The organism is Streptomyces solicamelliae (genome assembly GCF_045348655.1).
Lineage (GTDB): Bacteria > Actinomycetota > Actinomycetes > Streptomycetales > Streptomycetaceae > Streptomyces > Streptomyces solicamelliae.
In genome coordinates, this window is sequence record NZ_CP160404.1 from 3,091,481 (window position 1) to 3,106,988 (window position 15,508).

14 protein-coding genes are annotated in these 15,508 nt (G+C 73.3%); 5 read left to right on the forward strand and 9 right to left on the reverse strand.

The features are described from left to right. Positions 1-285: 285 nt before the first annotated feature. Genes ABZO31_RS14150 through ABZO31_RS14160 form a run of 3 tightly spaced genes read right to left on the reverse strand, consistent with a single transcriptional unit; the run spans position 286 to position 3,480 of the window. Complete coding sequence (locus ABZO31_RS14150; RefSeq protein WP_406861536.1) at positions 286-1,143, reverse strand: acyl-CoA dehydrogenase family protein; 858 nt, start codon at positions 1,141-1,143, stop codon at positions 286-288. Between the two features lie 7 nt (positions 1,144-1,150). Further along, positions 1,151-2,290, reverse strand: coding sequence for an acyl-CoA dehydrogenase family protein (locus ABZO31_RS14155; protein WP_406861537.1), 1,140 nt, complete (start codon positions 2,288-2,290; stop codon positions 1,151-1,153). Next, positions 2,290-3,480: an amidohydrolase family protein gene (locus ABZO31_RS14160; RefSeq protein WP_406861538.1), complete on the reverse strand. Its 1,191-nt coding sequence runs from the start codon at positions 3,478-3,480 to the stop codon at positions 2,290-2,292. The genes ABZO31_RS14155 and ABZO31_RS14160 overlap by 1 nt, the downstream gene beginning before the upstream one ends. Positions 3,481-3,669: 189 nt before the next feature. Here ABZO31_RS14160 and ABZO31_RS14165 point away from each other — a divergent pair, with 189 nt between their 5' ends. Further along, the gene (locus tag ABZO31_RS14165; protein ID WP_406865354.1) at positions 3,670-5,172 is read left to right on the forward strand and encodes a class I adenylate-forming enzyme family protein; all 1,503 of its coding nucleotides are present in this window, start codon (positions 3,670-3,672) and stop codon (positions 5,170-5,172) included. A gap of 21 nt (positions 5,173-5,193) precedes the next feature. On the opposite strand, the gene ABZO31_RS14170 is transcribed toward ABZO31_RS14165, so the two are convergent. Together ABZO31_RS14170 and ABZO31_RS14175 are read right to left on the reverse strand one after the other, a co-directional pair. After that, positions 5,194-5,715 (reverse strand): EF-hand domain-containing protein, encoded by a 522-nt coding sequence (locus tag ABZO31_RS14170; protein ID WP_406861539.1) that lies wholly within the window; start codon positions 5,713-5,715, stop codon positions 5,194-5,196. Positions 5,716-5,818: 103 nt separating this feature from the next. Beyond that, on the reverse strand, positions 5,819-6,193 hold the full coding sequence (locus ABZO31_RS14175) for an STAS domain-containing protein (protein WP_406861540.1): 375 nt from the start codon (positions 6,191-6,193) through the stop codon (positions 5,819-5,821). Positions 6,194-6,416: 223 nt separating this feature from the next. Here ABZO31_RS14175 and ABZO31_RS14180 point away from each other — a divergent pair, with 223 nt between their 5' ends. Beyond that, a complete protein-coding gene (locus ABZO31_RS14180) occupies positions 6,417-6,968 on the forward strand; it encodes a sigma-70 family RNA polymerase sigma factor (protein WP_406861541.1) in 552 nt (183 codons plus the stop codon). Further along, positions 6,965-8,509, forward strand: a complete 1,545-nt coding sequence (locus ABZO31_RS14185) for a zf-HC2 domain-containing protein (protein ID WP_406861542.1) — start codon at positions 6,965-6,967, stop codon at positions 8,507-8,509. The genes ABZO31_RS14180 and ABZO31_RS14185 overlap by 4 nt, the downstream gene beginning before the upstream one ends. Positions 8,510-8,519: 10 nt before the next feature. Here the strand turns inward: ABZO31_RS14185 and purU are convergent, their stop codons facing one another. Next, a complete protein-coding gene (gene purU, locus ABZO31_RS14190; protein ID WP_406861543.1) occupies positions 8,520-9,371 on the reverse strand; it encodes a formyltetrahydrofolate deformylase in 852 nt (283 codons plus the stop codon). Positions 9,372-9,450: 79 nt separating this feature from the next. Continuing rightward, complete coding sequence (locus ABZO31_RS14195) at positions 9,451-9,897, reverse strand: SCO4402 family protein (protein WP_406865355.1); 447 nt, start codon at positions 9,895-9,897, stop codon at positions 9,451-9,453. A gap of 203 nt (positions 9,898-10,100) precedes the next feature. Between ABZO31_RS14195 and ABZO31_RS14200 the strand changes: the two genes are divergently transcribed. Next, positions 10,101-11,354, forward strand: coding sequence for an ABC transporter substrate-binding protein (locus ABZO31_RS14200; protein ID WP_406861544.1), 1,254 nt, complete (start codon positions 10,101-10,103; stop codon positions 11,352-11,354). 24 nt (positions 11,355-11,378) lie between these two features. Here ABZO31_RS14200 and ABZO31_RS14205 read toward each other — a convergent pair whose 3' ends face one another. Both ABZO31_RS14205 and ABZO31_RS14210 read right to left on the reverse strand, forming a co-directional pair. Further along, the gene (locus ABZO31_RS14205) at positions 11,379-12,905 is read right to left on the reverse strand and encodes a hypothetical protein (protein WP_406861545.1); all 1,527 of its coding nucleotides are present in this window, start codon (positions 12,903-12,905) and stop codon (positions 11,379-11,381) included. Positions 12,906-13,111: 206 nt separating this feature from the next. Further along, positions 13,112-14,494: a transcriptional regulator gene (locus tag ABZO31_RS14210; protein ID WP_406861546.1), complete on the reverse strand. Its 1,383-nt coding sequence runs from the start codon at positions 14,492-14,494 to the stop codon at positions 13,112-13,114. A gap of 276 nt (positions 14,495-14,770) precedes the next feature. Between ABZO31_RS14210 and ABZO31_RS14215 the strand changes: the two genes are divergently transcribed. Then, on the forward strand, positions 14,771-15,448 hold the full coding sequence (locus ABZO31_RS14215; protein WP_406861547.1) for a bifunctional DNA primase/polymerase: 678 nt from the start codon (positions 14,771-14,773) through the stop codon (positions 15,446-15,448). Positions 15,449-15,508: the final 60 nt, after the last annotated feature.

A 15,508-nucleotide genomic window follows, 5' to 3' on the forward strand; every position in this document is an offset into this window, starting at 1 on the left:
GCGCTTCGGGCATATTCCAGCGCGAAGGAGTACGCGTGGTGCATACTGTGCGACGCACGCTGCGGGGAGTCGAACAGGAGGGCGCAGAACGCCTCCACGGGCCGCGAGCGGCGGGCATTCCCGGGAGCGATGCCGCCGCTGGGGCGACACCGGCGGGTACCGGGCTGAGAACCACTCGCATCCCACGGAGCGTACCGGAGCAGGGCCCCGACTCCGGGCCGTGACGGCCCCGGTGAAGGACACAACCCGATATCGACGCTCCGTGAGCGCACGGGGCGCTCCGGGTCACAACGCGGCCGCGACCGTCTCCTCGGCGACCGCCTCGGTCGGCCACCGCTCGGCCCGCACCCAGGCCCGCTTCAGGTGCAGGTGCACGTCCGCCTCCCAGGTGAACCCCATGCCGCCGTGCACCTGCAGGCAGTCCCGCGCGCACTGCACGGCCGCCTCGTCGGCGAGCAGCTTCGCCCCGGCGACCTCGACGGGGTCGAGCGTCACCGCAGCGCCGTACACAGCCGCCCGCGCCACCTCGACCCGCACGAGCATCCCCGCGCAGAGATGCTTCACAGCCTGGAACGCCCCGATGACCTGCCCGAACTGGGAACGGGTACGGGCATGGCCGACGGCCGTGCCGGTGACGGCAGCAGCACTCCCGAGCTGCTCGGCGGCGGAGAGCAGCGAGGCGAGTTCACCGCCGGCGCCCGGCGCCCGCGACGGCACCCTGTGCAAGGGCGTGAGCGGGTCGACCGACCGCACCGGTACGGCGCCCTCCACGTCCCCCATCACCACCTCCGCCTCGTCCAGCCACTCCACCAACCCCCCGTCCACCGAGGTCACCACGGCCTCCCCCTCCGCCGCCCCCGGCACAACCTCCGCCGCCAGATGCGTGGCGATCAACGGCCCCGGCAGCAACACCCGCCCCGCCTCCTCGAAGACGAGCACCGCCTCCGGCGCCCCCAGCCCCACCCCGCCCCGCTCCTCCGGAACCCGCAGCGCGAAGAACCCCGCCTCGCCCAGCTCCCGCCACAGCGCACGGTCGAGCACCGGCCCCGCGTCCACGGCGCGTCGCAGGTCGAACCGCCGGGCCAACAGCTCCCGCACGCCCGCTCGCAGCGCCTTCTGATCCTCCGTCAGCCGGAAGTCCATGGCCGGCTCACCGCCCCTTCGGCAGGCCGAGGATCCGCTCGGCGACGATGTTCCGCTGGATCTGCGACGTGCCCGCCGCGATGGTGTACGACAGCGAGGACAGCCGGTCCAGGTTCCACTCCCGCCCCAGGTCGAGCGCGTCCGGCCCGAGGACCGCCGCGGCGGCGTCGTACAGCTCCTGGCGCGCGTGCGAGTACCGCAGTTTGAAGACGGAGCCGCCGACCCCCGGCACCCCGCCCGCGCCGCCGGCCTCCGCCTCGCTGACGTTCCACTGGGTGAGCCGCCACAGCGCGCCGAACTCCGCGCCGAGCCGCCCGAGCCGGCGCCGGATCACCGGGTCGTCCCAGGTCCCGTTCTCCCGCGCCGCGCGCGCCAGTTCGCCGAGCACCCGTCGGCAGGCGACGACCTCGCCGACGAACGCCGTGCCGCGCTCGAACGACAGGGTCACCATCGTGACCCGCCAGCCGTCGTTCTCGTCCCCGACCCGGTTGCCGACCGGCACCCGGACCTCGTCGAGGAACATCTCCGCGAACTCGGTGGACCCGGCGAGCGTCCGCAGCGGTCGCACCGTGATCCCGGGGCTCGACATCGGCATGGCGAGCCATGTGATCCCGCGGTGCTTCGGCGCGTCCGGGTCGGTCCGCACGAGGAGTTCGCACCAGTCGGCGACCTCCGCGTGCGAGGTCCAGATCTTGGAGCCGGTCACCACGTACGCGTCGCCGTCCCGTACCGCCCGGGTCCGCAGCGCCGCGAGGTCCGAGCCGGCGTCCGGCTCGCTGAAGCCCTGGCACCACACCTCGTCGCCCCGCAGCACCGGCTCCAGCCAGCGCTTGCGCTGCTCCGGCGTGCCCTCGGCGGCGATCGTCGGCCCGGCGTGCAGCAGCCCGACGAAGTTCGCGCCGACGTACGGCGCTCCGGCCCGCTCGGTCTCCTCCAGGAAGATCAGCCGGCGGGTCGGGGACGCGTCCCAGTGGACCTCCCCGTACCCGGCGTCGTACAGCCGCCGCTGCCAGCCGCAGTCGTACGCCCGCCGTCCCGGCCAGTCCAGCGGGTCGGGCCGCTCCGGCAGCGTGGGCAGCACCTTCGCCAGCCACTCCCGCAGCCGGGCCCGGAACGCCTCCTCCTCGTCCGTGTACGCGAGGTCCATCAGACGAGGTCCAGGCCCAGCATCCGGATCGCGTTGCCGCGCATCAGCTTGTACACCGTCTCGTCGTCGAGGCCCTTCACGTGGTCGAGGGCGACCTCCTTGGTGTGCGGGAAGGTCGAGTCGACGTGCGGGTAGTCGGTCTCGAAGGTGGCGTTGTCGCGGCCGACGACGTCGAGCGAGGCGATGCCGTGCTTGTCGCGGAAGAAGCAGCAGAAGATCTGCCGGTAGTAGTACGTGGACGGCGGCTCGGGGATCAGGTCCCTGACCCCGCCCCAGGCCCGGTGCTCCTCCCACACGTCGTCGGCGCGCTCGAGGGCGTACGGGATCCACCCCATCTGGCCCTCGCTGTACGCGAGCTTGAGCCGCGGGAACTTCACGAGCACCCCGCTGAACAGGAAGTCCATCATCGACGCCATCGCGTTGTTGAAGCTCAGCGACGCCTGCACGGCCGGAGGCGCGTCCGGAGACGCCGCCGGCATCTGGCTCGACGACCCGATGTGCATGTTGACCACCGTCCCCGTCTCCTGGCAGACCGCGAAGAACGGGTCCCAGTAGCCGGAGTGGATGGACGGGAGGCCGAGGTACGTGGGGATCTCGGAGAACGTCACCGCCCGGACGCCACGGGCCGCGTTGCGCCGGATCTCGGCCACCGCCAGGTCGACGTCCCACAGCGGGATGAGGCAGAGCGGGATCAGCCGGCCGCCGCTGTCGCCGCACCACTCCTCCACCATCCAGTCGTTGTAGGCCCGGACGCAGGCGAGCGCGACCTCCTTGTCCTTGGCCTCGGCGAAGGTCTGGCCGCAGAAGCGCGGGAAGGTCGGGAAGCAGAGCGACGCCTCGACGTGGTTGAGGTCCATGTCCGCGAGCCGGGCCTTGGGGTCCCAGCAGCCGCGCCGCATCTCCTCGCGGGTGATGCCCTCCAGCGTCATCTCGTCGCGGTCGAAGCCGACGGCGGCGATGTTCCGCTTGTACGGGAACTTGAGGTCCTCGTAGATCCACCAGTCGGTGGGCGGGCCGTCGGGGTCCATCGTGATCTGGTACTTCCCGCCGACGTAGGCGAGCTCGCCGATGCCGGCGGTGAGCGGCCGGGGCCCGCGGTCCCGGTACTTGGCGGGGAGCCAGGTCTCGAAGAGATGGGCCGGTTCGATCACGTGGTCGTCGACGCTGACGATCCGGGGCAGTTCGGTCATGGGACGCCTCCGTGGCACGTACGTAGTCCACCCTTATCTGATGACCCGTCAGAACGCAGGCTAGCCCCGCACCCCTGGACCGACAAGGAGCAGGGCCCTACGCTCTCCGCACGATCTGACGCAACGTCAGACGCAGCCGCCGGGGAACATCCGTCAGCCCGCCCGCAGTCCGAGGGAGCCGCCGTGACCGTGACCGACACCGCCCACGCCCTCGGCGAGTCCCGCACGCTCTGGGAACTCGTCGAGCGCCGCGCCGCACTCACCCCCGACCGCCCGGTCCTCCTCCAGGGCGACCGCACCCTCGCCTTCGGCGAACTACGGGACCGCGCGGAGCGGGTGGCCGCCGGGTTGTACGACCGGGGCGTGCGCCCCGGCACGGTCGTCGCCTGGCAGCTGCCCACCCGGATCGAGACCGCGCTGCTCTCCTTCGCGCTGGCCCGGCTCGGGGCCGTGCAGTCCCCGGTGATCCCCTTCTACCGGGACCGCGAGGTCGGTTTCGCGCTGCGCGAGTCGCGGGCCGAGCACTTCGCCGTACCGGGCGTCTGGCGCGGCCACGACCACACGGAGATGGCCCGGCGGCTCGGCGCCCGCGGGGTCTTCGAGGTGTACGACGCCCTCCCCGACGGGGATCCGTCCGTGCTCCCCGCCCCGCCCTCGTCCGGGGAGGACGTCCGCTGGATCTACTGGACCTCCGGCACCACCTCCGATCCCAAGGGCGTGCTGCACACCGACCGTTCGCTGATCGCCGGCGGCTCCTGCCTCGCCCACGCGCTGCGGCTCACCCCGGACGACGTGGGCTCGATGGCGTTCCCGTACGCGCACATCGCCGGCCCCGACTACACAGTGATGCTGCTGCTGTACGGATTCCCGGCGGTGATGTTCGAACAGTTCCAGCTGCCGGACGCCCTGGAGGAGTACCGCAGACACGGCGTCACCGTGGCGGGCGGCTCCACGGCCTTCTACTCGATGTTCCTCACCGAGCAGCGCCGGCAGCCCGGCGAGAAGGTCATCCCGACGCTGCGCCTCCTGGCCGGCGGCGGCGCGCCGAAGCCGCCGGAGATCTATCACGCCGTGGTCCGCGAGCTGGGCTGCCAGCTCACCCACGGCTACGGCATGACCGAGGTCCCGATGATCACCATGGGCGATCCGGAGGACACGGCGGAGAACCTGGCGACGACGGAGGGCCGCCCGCCGGCCGGCATGGAGATACGCATCGCCGGGGACGGCGAGGTGCGGCTGCGCGGCGAGGCCGTGTGCCGGGGGTACCTCGACGCGGAGCAGACAGCGGCCGCGTTCGACGAGGACGGCTTCCTGCGGACCGGGGACGTCGGGCACGTCACGGAGGGCGGACACCTCGTCCTCACCGGCCGGATCAAGGACATCATCATCCGCAAGGGCGAGAACATCTCGGCCAAGGAGATCGAGGACCTGCTGCACACCCATCCGTCGGTCGGCGACGCCGCCGTGATCGGCCTGCCGGACGCGGAGCGCGGCGAACGGGTGTGCGCGGTCGTGGAACAGCCGGCGGGCACGCCGCCGCTGACCCTCCCGGAGCTCGCGGGCTTCCTGCGCGGCGCGGGACTGTCGGTCCACAAGCTGCCGGAGCAGCTGGAGGTGGTCGAGGCCCTGCCGCGCAACGAGACGCTGCGGAAGGTGCTGAAGTACAAGCTCAGGGAGCGGTACGGCGCGTGACGCGCGAGCTGCGGCGGGCGGCTAGTTGGTCATGAAGTACCGGGCGAAGGCGGTGATCGCCTCCTCCTCCTCGACCGTGCCCGAGCGGTCCGTGTCGAGGGACTCGGCGCTCAGCGCGGCCATGTGCGGCTCCACGCCGAGGACCAGCAGGGCCTTCTCCACGTCCTTGGTCTCGGCGCGGCCGTCGCCGTCCGTGTCGGCGACGGCGAGCAGCGCGTGCAGGAACGGCCGGGCGATCTCGGCGAACCGCTCCGGGTGGTCGTGCAGCCGCTTGGCGGCGCCGCCGACGAACTCGTCGTGGCTGACCTTCTGGTCGCCGTCGACATCGGCGATCCCCGCCATGCCCTGCCAGAACGCCTCGGCGCCGCTCCACAGCGCCTGGCCCTTGTCCGAGCGGAACGGCACGTCGAACGCGGCGAGGACGCGTTTCGCGGCGGTCGTGAAGTCCTCACGGGAGATGGTGCCGTCGCCGTCCTGGTCGAAGGCACGGAAACGGTTGGCGAGGCGGCGGCGGTACAGCGCGTCGGCGTCCGTGGAGTCCATGGTGCGGAGGGTACGTCGCCGAGGGCCGCGCTGCCGAGGGGGCCGACGACACGGACCTCGTCCTCCCACGATGCGGACACGCCGTACGGGGACCGCGCGGGCCCTATGCGGACAGTGGCTGGGCCTGGTCGCAGGTCGCGGCGGTGACGTCCTCGAAGACGTCGAACAGCCGGCGCACGCCGAGGGCGGCGAGCACCCGGTTCACGTGGGAGCCGGCCGGCGCGCCCTGCGCGGGCAGGATCAGGCGCAGGCGGCCGCGGCAGGAGTGCATGAGGCGGCGGGAGGCGATGAGCACGCCGACCCCGCTGGAATCGCAGAACCGCACGGCGGACAGATCGAGGACCACGTCGTGCCGGCCTATGGCGACCGCGTCGTGGACCCTGCGGCGGATCACCGGCGAGGTGGCCAGGTCGAGTTCGCCGCTGATCCGCAGCACGGTCCAGGAGTTCTGCTCGTGCACGTCGACTCTGAGCGTCACGGTGCGAACCTTTCCGGAGGCGAAGGCAAGCGGAGGATGCCCTTCCCGTCCCCTCCCGCTGCCCCGTTCGGCGCAGTCGAAACCCGTTCACCCGAGTGTGACGCTTTTCCTACCATCCCCTCACCGGGCCGGTGCGCTCTTGGCGCAAAGGGAGGTGCAGGTCGGCACGGCGCACTACTGTCGAGTTGCAGTCGGGTCGGGAGGGCAGCCGGGAGGGGTTCGTATGGCGAAGGACACGCCACCGCGCCGGGACCGCCGGATGCAGCAGCGACTGGCCCGCGGGGAGGCGGCGGCGCTCGGTGAGCTGTACGACCGCTACGCCTCCCTCGTCCACAACCTCGCGCACCGGGTGCTCGACGACGACGCGGCGGCGGACCGGGTGACCCGCGAGGTGTTCGGCCACGTCTGGGAGCACCCCGACGCGTACGACCCGAAGCAGGGCAGTCTGCGCGCCTGGCTCGCGCACCTGACCCGCCGGCAGGCGGTGCAGCGGCTGCGCGAGACGGAGGCCGGCGCGGGCACGGCGGAGGAGCTGGAGCAGAAGGTGCACCGCGCGTCGGTGGCGGCCCGCGCCGACTACATCGCGCTGTCCATGCCCGCGCCGCTGCGTGCCGCGCTGGACCTCGCGTACCGGCGCCGCCGCGACTACCGCCAGACGGCGGCGGACCTGGGCGTGACGGAGGAGGAGGCCCGCCGCCGCCTGCGCCTGGGCCTCCAGCTGCTGTCCACCGCCCACACGGGCTCCGCGCCGCCGGGCTACGGACGTGCCCTGTGAGCCACCCCGACGACACCCCGGAGGAACCGGACCACGCCCCCCGCTTCCCCCGCATACCGGGCCCGAGACGCTCGGCGGACGACCACGCGGACCTCACCCGCCCACCGGCCGCGGCGGACGGTGAGGAACCGGAACAGCCGGAGCCCGAGGCCCTGGGCGCCCCGGCCACGGCCTGGGATCCCGCGCGCTTCGGACCGCCCACCAGGCCCGGCGACGGCGGCGAGGGCGACGCGCCCGTCGAGTCCGGCGTACCGGCCGAACCGGAGTCCGACGCGCCGATCGCGTACGGCGTGCCCGTCGAGCCCGGCGTACCCGCCGAGTCCGTCGAGCCGGTCGGGCCCGGCGTGCCCGTCGAGTCCGGTGCGCCCGCGGACCCGGCCGGGTCCGCGGGCGCCCCCGCCTTCACCGCGCCGGAGGCGGCCCCGCCGTCCCTCGTCCTGCCCCACCGGCATCTCAAGTCGCTGCTCGGGGCGTGGGCGCTCGCCGCCTGTTCCGGGGAGGAGACACAGGCCGTCGAGGCGCATCTGACCGAGTGTGCGGACTGCGCGGACGAGGCGTTGCGGCTGCGGGACGCGGTGGGGCTGCTGCACGAGGACCGGGACCTGGACCTCGATCCGATGCTGCGGTCCCGCGTGCTCGAGAACTGTCTCGGGCGGCGGCCCGCCCGGATCCCCGTGCCCGACTGGGCGACCTCGTACGACGCCGAGACCGCGCGGCTCGACGCGCTGCTCCGCGACATCGGGGACTCCGAGTGGCACGCCCCGGTACGGCTGAAGTGGTTCGAGGGCGAGCGGCAGCACAGCCGCCGCACCACCGTCGCCGGGGTCATCGGCCATCTCCTCGCCGTGGACGGCCTCGTCGCCCGCGCCCTGGGCCTCGACGACCCGCTCGGCGAGCTCGCCCGTACCGCCGGGGCCTCGCCGACCGCGCGCACCGAGGCGTACTGGGCGAGCGGGCACCACCCGCCCTCCCGCGACATCCGTACGCCCTGGCGCGAGCAGAGCCACACCCTGGTGCGCACCGCCTCCTTCGCCGGCAACGGTGTCGCCGACCTGACCGTGCCGTACGGGGACTTCGCCCTGCCGCTGCGCGACGCCCTGCTCGAGCGGGCCTTCGAGTGCTGGGTGCACGCCGACGACCTCGCGAACGCGGTGGACTACCCGTACGCCCCGCCCGGCGGCGCCCATCTGCACGCCATGATCGACCTGGCCGCCCGGCTGCTGCCGGCCGCCCTGGCCCACCGCCGGCGCGCGGGACTCGCGTCCCCGCCGCGGCACCTGGTCGCGGGGGGCGCGGCGGGCCGTTCGCTGCACCTGGAGATCGAGGGCACGGGCGGCGGCCACTGGTACATCGCCCTGGACTCCCCGGCCGCCCTCGGCACCGCCGAGCGGGCGGTGGCCCAGGTCGCGATGGACGGCGTCGAGTTCTGCCAGCTGCTCGCCGGCCACGTGCCGCCGCAGGAGGCCGCGGCGGGGCAGGACGGCGACCGCGAGGCGATCAGGGACGTCCTGTTCGCCGCCGCGTCGCTGAGCCGGCTGTAAGGACGGGGACCTACGCGAAGACCACCGTGCGGCGGCCGTTCAGCAGGATCCGCCGCTCGGCGTGCCACTTCACCGCGCGGGCCAGCGCCTGGCACTCCACGTCGCGTCCGACCGCCACGAGCTGGTCGGGGGTGACCTCGTGGCCCACGCGCTCGACCTCCTGCTCGATGATCGGCCCCTCGTCGAGGTCCGCGGTCACGTAGTGCGCGGTGGCGCCGATGAGCTTGACGCCGCGTGCGTGCGCCTGGTGGTACGGCTTCGCGCCCTTGAAACTCGGCAGGAACGAGTGGTGGATGTTGATGATCCGGCCCGCCAGCTGCTTGCACAGGTCGTCGGAGAGCACCTGCATGTAGCGGGCGAGCACCACCAGCTCGACGTTCTCCTCGCGGACCAGCTCGAGGAACTCGGCCTCGGCCTGCGCCTTGTTGTCCTTCGTCACCGGGATGTGCCGGAACGGGATGTCGTACGAGGCCACCAGCTCGGCGAAGTCCGTGTGGTTGGACACCACGGCGACGATCTCCACCGGCAGCGCGCCGATCGAGGAGCGGAAGAGCAGGTCGTTCAGGCAGTGGCCGAACTTCGACACCATGAGCACGACCCGCATGCGCTCCTCGGCCAGGTGGATCTGCCAGTCCATGGCGTACGAGTCGCCCACCGCCGCGAAGCTGGCCCGCAGCTTCTCCACGGTGACCGGCGCCTCGGCGGAGAAGTGGACGCGCATGAAGAAGAGACCCGTGTCACGGTCTCCGAACTGCTGACTGTCCTCGATGTTGCATCCGGTGATGAACAGGTAGCTCGACACGGCGTGCACGATGCCCTTTTTGTCCGGGCAGGAGAGCGTGAGGACGTACTGGTCAGTCATCCTCATAGGCTGCCACAGTCGCGGCACCCCGCCGGACCGCGTCCGTCAGGCGGACCGTCCGGCAATCCCCGGCAGACCCCTACGCCGCGCCCGTCATGATCCGCAGCACGTCCAGCGAGCGCGGCGGCGCGTCCGGGTCCTCCCCGTCCGCCGTCGCCATCCGCACGTGCGCCTCGCGGGCGGCCCGCACCGCCTCCGGCCACCCGTGGTGCTCCAGGAACGCGGAGACCGGGGCGTCCGCCCCGACCTGGTGCATGATCCGCAGCACGCGGAGCACGGCGACGTCGACCAGCGCGGCCTCGCCGGAGTCGCGGAAGATCGTCCCGACGTACTTCTCGGCGGACCAGTTGTCCAGCCAGGTGTCCTCGACCAGGCGGTAGACGGCGTCGGTGACGTCGCCGTACCCCTCGAGGCCGGCCAGCCAGGCCTCCTGGTGGAAGACGGGATCGGAGAGCATGTGCAGCGCCGAACGCACATTGCTGCGCCAGCGCCACCACGGCATGTCGTTGAGCGGCATGCCGCCCATGGTGGAGGAGCGACGGCCGCGACGGGAAGAGTTCACCGAACCGGAAACAGGACTGGACACCGTTCGATCGTACGTTCCCCAGTCGATCAAGCGGACGAAGCCCCTCCCTGTCTCACCGTGGCCCCCGCAATTCACCTCGATGTCACCGAGCGTTGGATCCCGCACACTCCAGCGTTACCCGTGAGGCGGAATTGTGCATGGCCATGACCGGTAGGCGAATGACCTCACTCCTCGCATGCGCGACGGCCGCGGCGGCCGGCGCGTCGCTGCTCACCGGGTGCGGCATGATCCCTGGAGTCTCGGGGGGCTCCAGGGAGCCCATCACGGTGATGACCTGGGCTCCCGACAACACCCGCGCCACCAACATGCCCGGAATGCCCGCCATGGCCCAGGCCTGGGGCCGCTGGATCAACGCCGGCGGCGGCATCGACGGCCACGAGGTACGCGTCCTCAGCTGCAACGAGGAGAACTCCTCCTCCGGCGCCTCCGCCTGCGCCCGGCGCGCGGTCCGCGAGGGCGTCGACGCCGTCGTCGGCTCGTACAGCCAGCACGGCCGCTCCTTCATGGCCCCGCTGGAGGCCGCCGGCATCCCGTACATCGGCGGCTACGGCCTGTCCGAGGCCGAGTTCTCCAGCCACCTCTCCTACCCCGTCAACGGCGGCCAGGCCGCGCTCATCGCCGGCCACGGCATGCAGCTCGGCGAGTCCTGCAGCCGCGTCTCCCTCGTCCGCCCGGACACCGTCGCCGGCGACAAGCTGCCGACGCTGCTCAACTCCGGCCTGCAGCGCTCCAGCCACCGCACCGCGGCCGACATCCCGGCCGTCGAGGACGCCGGCGAGTACACCGAGAAGGCCACCGAGGCCCGCAGGAAGGCCGGCCGCAAGAAGGGCTGCGTCACCGCCGTGCTCGGCGAGCGCACCCAGACCTTCTTCGACTCCTTCCGCCGGCTGCCCGAGTCCGACGACGACGAGGTGCGGATCTCCTCCGTGCTCGGCAGCGTGGGCCAGCCGCTGGTCGACCGCACCGGCGGCTCGCGCAGCCCCTTCGAGGGCGCGTACGTCACCGGCTGGTACCCCGACGCGAGCGACCCGGCCTGGTCGCCGATGCTCAAGGTCATCAAGGAGCACGCCTTCGAGGACAACCGCATCGACCCGGCCGACGCGGGCGTCCAGACGACCTGGATCGCGTACACGGTCCTGAAGAAGGTCGTCGAGAACCTCGACAAGGACGAGATCACCCCGCTGCGGATCGCCCGCGCCCTCGACCAGGGCGCGGAGATCGACACCGGCGGTCTCACCCCGCCGCTGCGCTGGCGCTACGAGGACATGCTCGGCGCCACCGACTTCCCGCGGATCGTCAACTCCGAGGTGACCTTCCAGGTCGTCCGCCAGGGCCGCCTGGTGGCCCAGAAGCCCGGCTTCGTCGACGTCGGCGAGACCGTGCGCAGCGCCCCGTAGGACGCCGCGCGGCCCCGCGCGGGACTACAGCTGGTGCGGCTGGCGCTTGGTCAGCCCGTACTTGTCGGCGGTCGGGTTCCACAGCCCGGCCGCCTCGCGCTTGGCGGTGGTCGCCTCGCCGCTCTTCCTGGTGGCCTCGGCGCTCTGGCCGGTGTCCCGGGCCTTGCCGCCCTTGCAGGCCTTCCGGCCCTTCATCTGGTCCGCCCAGGCCGCGTAGTGGTCGTCCGCCGAGGCCGACGCCTGCCAGGCCTTGGTGAGCGCGGCGGTCAGCTCGGTGTGCTGCGGCAGCTTGTCGACGGTGAGCGCGTTCAGCCGGGTGATCAGGCCGCGGCGCTGCTGGGCCGCGCCGCGCAGGTCACTGGCGGCCTGGTCGAGGTTCTTGCACTGGCGGATGTTGCCGACGGATCGGATCACCGCGTCGCGGCTGTCGTTGCTGTCCGCAAGCAGCTTGTCGAGCGCCTTCGCCTGCGGTTCGGCCGGGTCGTCGCTCTGGGCGGGCTCGGAGGGCCCCGTGGACGGGGCGGCGGAGGTGGCGGCGACGTTCTTTCCGGTGTCGTCGCCCTTGTCGTCCCCGCCGCCGAGCAGCGCGCCCACACCGAGACCGAGGACCACGCAGCCGACCACGACGGCGGCGATCAGCGCGCCGGGGACCTTGCGGCGCGGCTCGGGGTCGTAGCCGTAGTCGTCGTCCTGCCGGTGCCCGTACGAGGGCTGCGGGGCCTGCTGCTGGAACGACGGCGGCGGCGCGTTGAACTGCTGCTGCTGGAACTGCGGCTGACGCGGCATCTGCTGCGTGCCTTCGCTGCGGAACAGGTTGTCGAACTCGGCGGGCGGCTGGGTGCGCTCGCCCTGCGGCTGCGCGGGCACGGGTGGCAGGTACTGCGTCGCCTCGGCGTCCCCGCCGCCGGCGTTGCCGCCCTGCGGCGGCAGCGGGCCGGTGCCGAGGAACCGCGTGTCGTCCGAGGCGCCCTGCGCGGCGACCGGGGGTATGTGCTGGGTGGCCTGCAGGTCCGCCGCACCGCCCGGCGCGGCGGCGGGGCCGGGGTAGCCGTAGCCGGCCTGGGCGGCGGGCCCCGGGAAGCCGTAGCCGGCCTGCGGAGCGGGCGTCGCGGGCCCGGCCGCGGCCGGCCCGGGGAAGCCGTAGCCGGCCTGCGGAGCGGGGGCGGCGGGAGCGGCCGGTCCGGCGGCCGCCGGGCCCGGGAAGCCGTATCCGTCCTGGGCGCCCGGCTGCCCGTGCCCGCCCTGCGGAGGCGTCCCGTACCCACCCGGCTGTCCGCCCTGGCCGGTCGCGGGGATCGGGGCGATGTACTGGGTCGCCTGCATGTCCGCGGCGCCGCCGGGGAGCGTCTCCGGCGGCAGCGGCTGGGAGACCGGCGGCGCCGCGGGCTGCTGCCCGGCGCCCGGGCCCCAGGCGCCGCCCCACGGCTGCCCTCCGGCCGGGCCGCCGACGGGCTCGCCCGGCACACCGCCCTCCGCGGGCAGCACGACACCCTCGTGCGTGGGCCGTACCGCGGGAAGCTGCGGGTCCGGACCCTGTCCGCTCTGCGTCACCGGGACTCCTACCGATCTACCTTGATCCACTTACGGAAGCGTCGGTTCACGCTACCGGGTGCATCCAGCGACGCGCACACGTGTGTGTCTTCGGTCACGCCAAGCTCCGTACAGGGGCGCGGGGCTGTGCCATTTGCGGCTCCGCCGCGCGGGCCCGACCAGCCACAACGGACCTGCGGACACGGCACGACCACCCAGCGGAGCGCCTACGCCGCCTGGATCTCCAGCCGCGCCCCGAACTCCCGTACCGCGGGCTCAGCCGCGTACGGCTCCAGGCGTTGCTGCAGGTCCTCCAGGTACTCCGCGCCCCGCGACGACCGCAGTGTGCCGAGGAGTTCGAGGGCGCGGGTGCCGGTGTGGCACGCCTCCTCGACCTCGCGTCGCTGCACCTGCGCGGAGGCCAGCAGCACCAGGCCGATCGCCCGTCGCCGCGCCCGGGTCTCCGGCAGCCCGCCCAGCGCCTCCTGCGCGGCCCGCGCCGCCTCCTCGGCGCGCCCCAGGTCCCGGTGTCCGTGGGCCAGTTCGTCGGCGAGGTACGCCTGGTCGAAGTGCGCGATCCACGCCGGGTCGTCGCCGGACTCCGGATCGGCCTGCTCCAGGGCCCGTACCGCCCGGCCCGCGACCGCGTCGAACGTGTGCCCGTCGCCGAGCAGCGCGTGCCCCCGCGCCTCCGCCGCCAGGAACATCGCCTCGGCCCGCGGCGTGACCCGGCCCCGCGCCCCCTCCTGCGCGGCCCGCGCCAACTGCGCGATCTCCCGCGGGTTTCCGAGCTGCGCGGCGAGATGGCTCATCGAGGCGGCGAGCACGTAGCCCCCGTACGCCCGGTCCCCCGCGGCCTGCGCGAGCCGCAGCGCCTGGATGTAGTACCGCTGCGCGAGCCCCGGCTGCCCGGTGTCCACGGCCATGTACCCGGCCAGCTCGGTCAGTCGGGCCACCGCGGCGAACAACTCCCGCCCCACCGACTCCCGGTACGCCCCCGACAGCATCCCCGCGACCACGCTGTTCAGGTAGTGCACCACCACCGGCCGCACGTGCCCGCTGCCGAAGCGGTGGTCCAGATCGACCAGCGCGTGCGTCATCTCCCGCACCGCCGCCACGTCCGAGGCCCCGACCCGCGCCCCGGCGGACCGCGCCACCTGCCCGTCCGCGCCGGTGATCAGCCAGTCGCGGCTCGGCTCGACCAGCGCCGAGGCGGCGACCACCGAGCCGGACAGGAAGTCCCGCCGGCCCACGTCGCTCCGCCACAGCTCGCAGACCTGCTCGATCGCCCCGGTGACGGTCGGCGAGAACTGCAGGCCCACTCCCGACGCCAGGTTCTTGCCGTTGGCCATCCCGATCTCGTCGATCGTGACCGTGCGGCCGAGTTTGCGCCCCAGCGCCTCGGCGATGATCCCGGGCGCCCGGCCGCGCGGCTGCTGGCCGCGCAGCCACCGCGCCACGGACGTCTTGTCGTACCGCAGGTCGAGGCCGCGCTCCGCGCCGACCATGTTGACCCGACGGGCGAGGCCGGCGTTGGAGCACCCGGCTTCCTGGATGAGCGCCTGCAGCCGTTCGTTGGGCTGACGGGCGACGAGAGGCCTGGCTGCCATGTTGAACCCCCTGAGGCCGGACGTGATCGAACCGAGTGATCACTGCCCGGCGAATATCCGGTCAATGCCGATGTGAACACGCGAAACCGGACGCATCGACCACGGCACCCACCGCGCTTCTGTCGACGCCCCCCGACTCTGGCTACCCGTCCGCCGCTCCCCGCCCGCACGCGCGCCCCCGCCCGTGCATCCATGCGCCCCGCGTGCAGGATCGATGCGCCGAACGGCTCTCCGTGACGCCCGTAACCCCAGGTGACGGCGGGAGTTGAGTGGTGCGTGGAAGAGACCATCGGAGTCACGGAAGCCGCACAGATCCCCAAGCAGCGCGGCGAACAGCTGCTGGACAGCGCCGTGCGGTATGCGGAAGAACGGCACTGGGACGTGTTCGCCGGCACCTGGCTGGAGCCGGTGGAGGGCGCCGAGCGCTGCTCCTGCGGCGACGCCGGCTGCCCCATGCCCGGCGCGCACGCCGCCAGACCGGACTGGGCGACCCAGGCCACCGGCAGCGCCGTCGCGGCCCGCCGGATCTGGGGCAAGCAGCCCCGGGCCTCGATCCTGCTGCCGACCGGCCGCACCTTCGACGTGCTCGACGTGCCCGAGTCGGCCGGCTTCCTCGCCCTGGCCCGCATGGAACGGATGGACCTCACCCTCGGGCCGGTGACCTGCACCCCCGACCGCCGCATGATGTTCTTCGTGCTGCCCGGCGCGGCCGCCAAGGCCCCGGACCTCATCCGCAAGCTCGGCTGGGTCCCGAGCTCCCTCGACCTGATCGCCCGCGGCGAGGGCCACTACGTGGCCGCCCCGCCCACCCGTGTCGGCGGGCAGGGGGCGGTCCAGTGGGCCCGCCGCCCCACCCACTCCAACCGCTGGCTGCCGGACGTGGAGGAGCTCATCAGCCCCGTCGCGTACGCCTGCGGACGCGAGGCCGCGGCGGCGCGCGCCCGCCGGTCCTGAGTACGGGGGCGGCGCCCGCCCTAAGGTGGCTCCCTAGCGACGACGGGGACGACCGGAAGG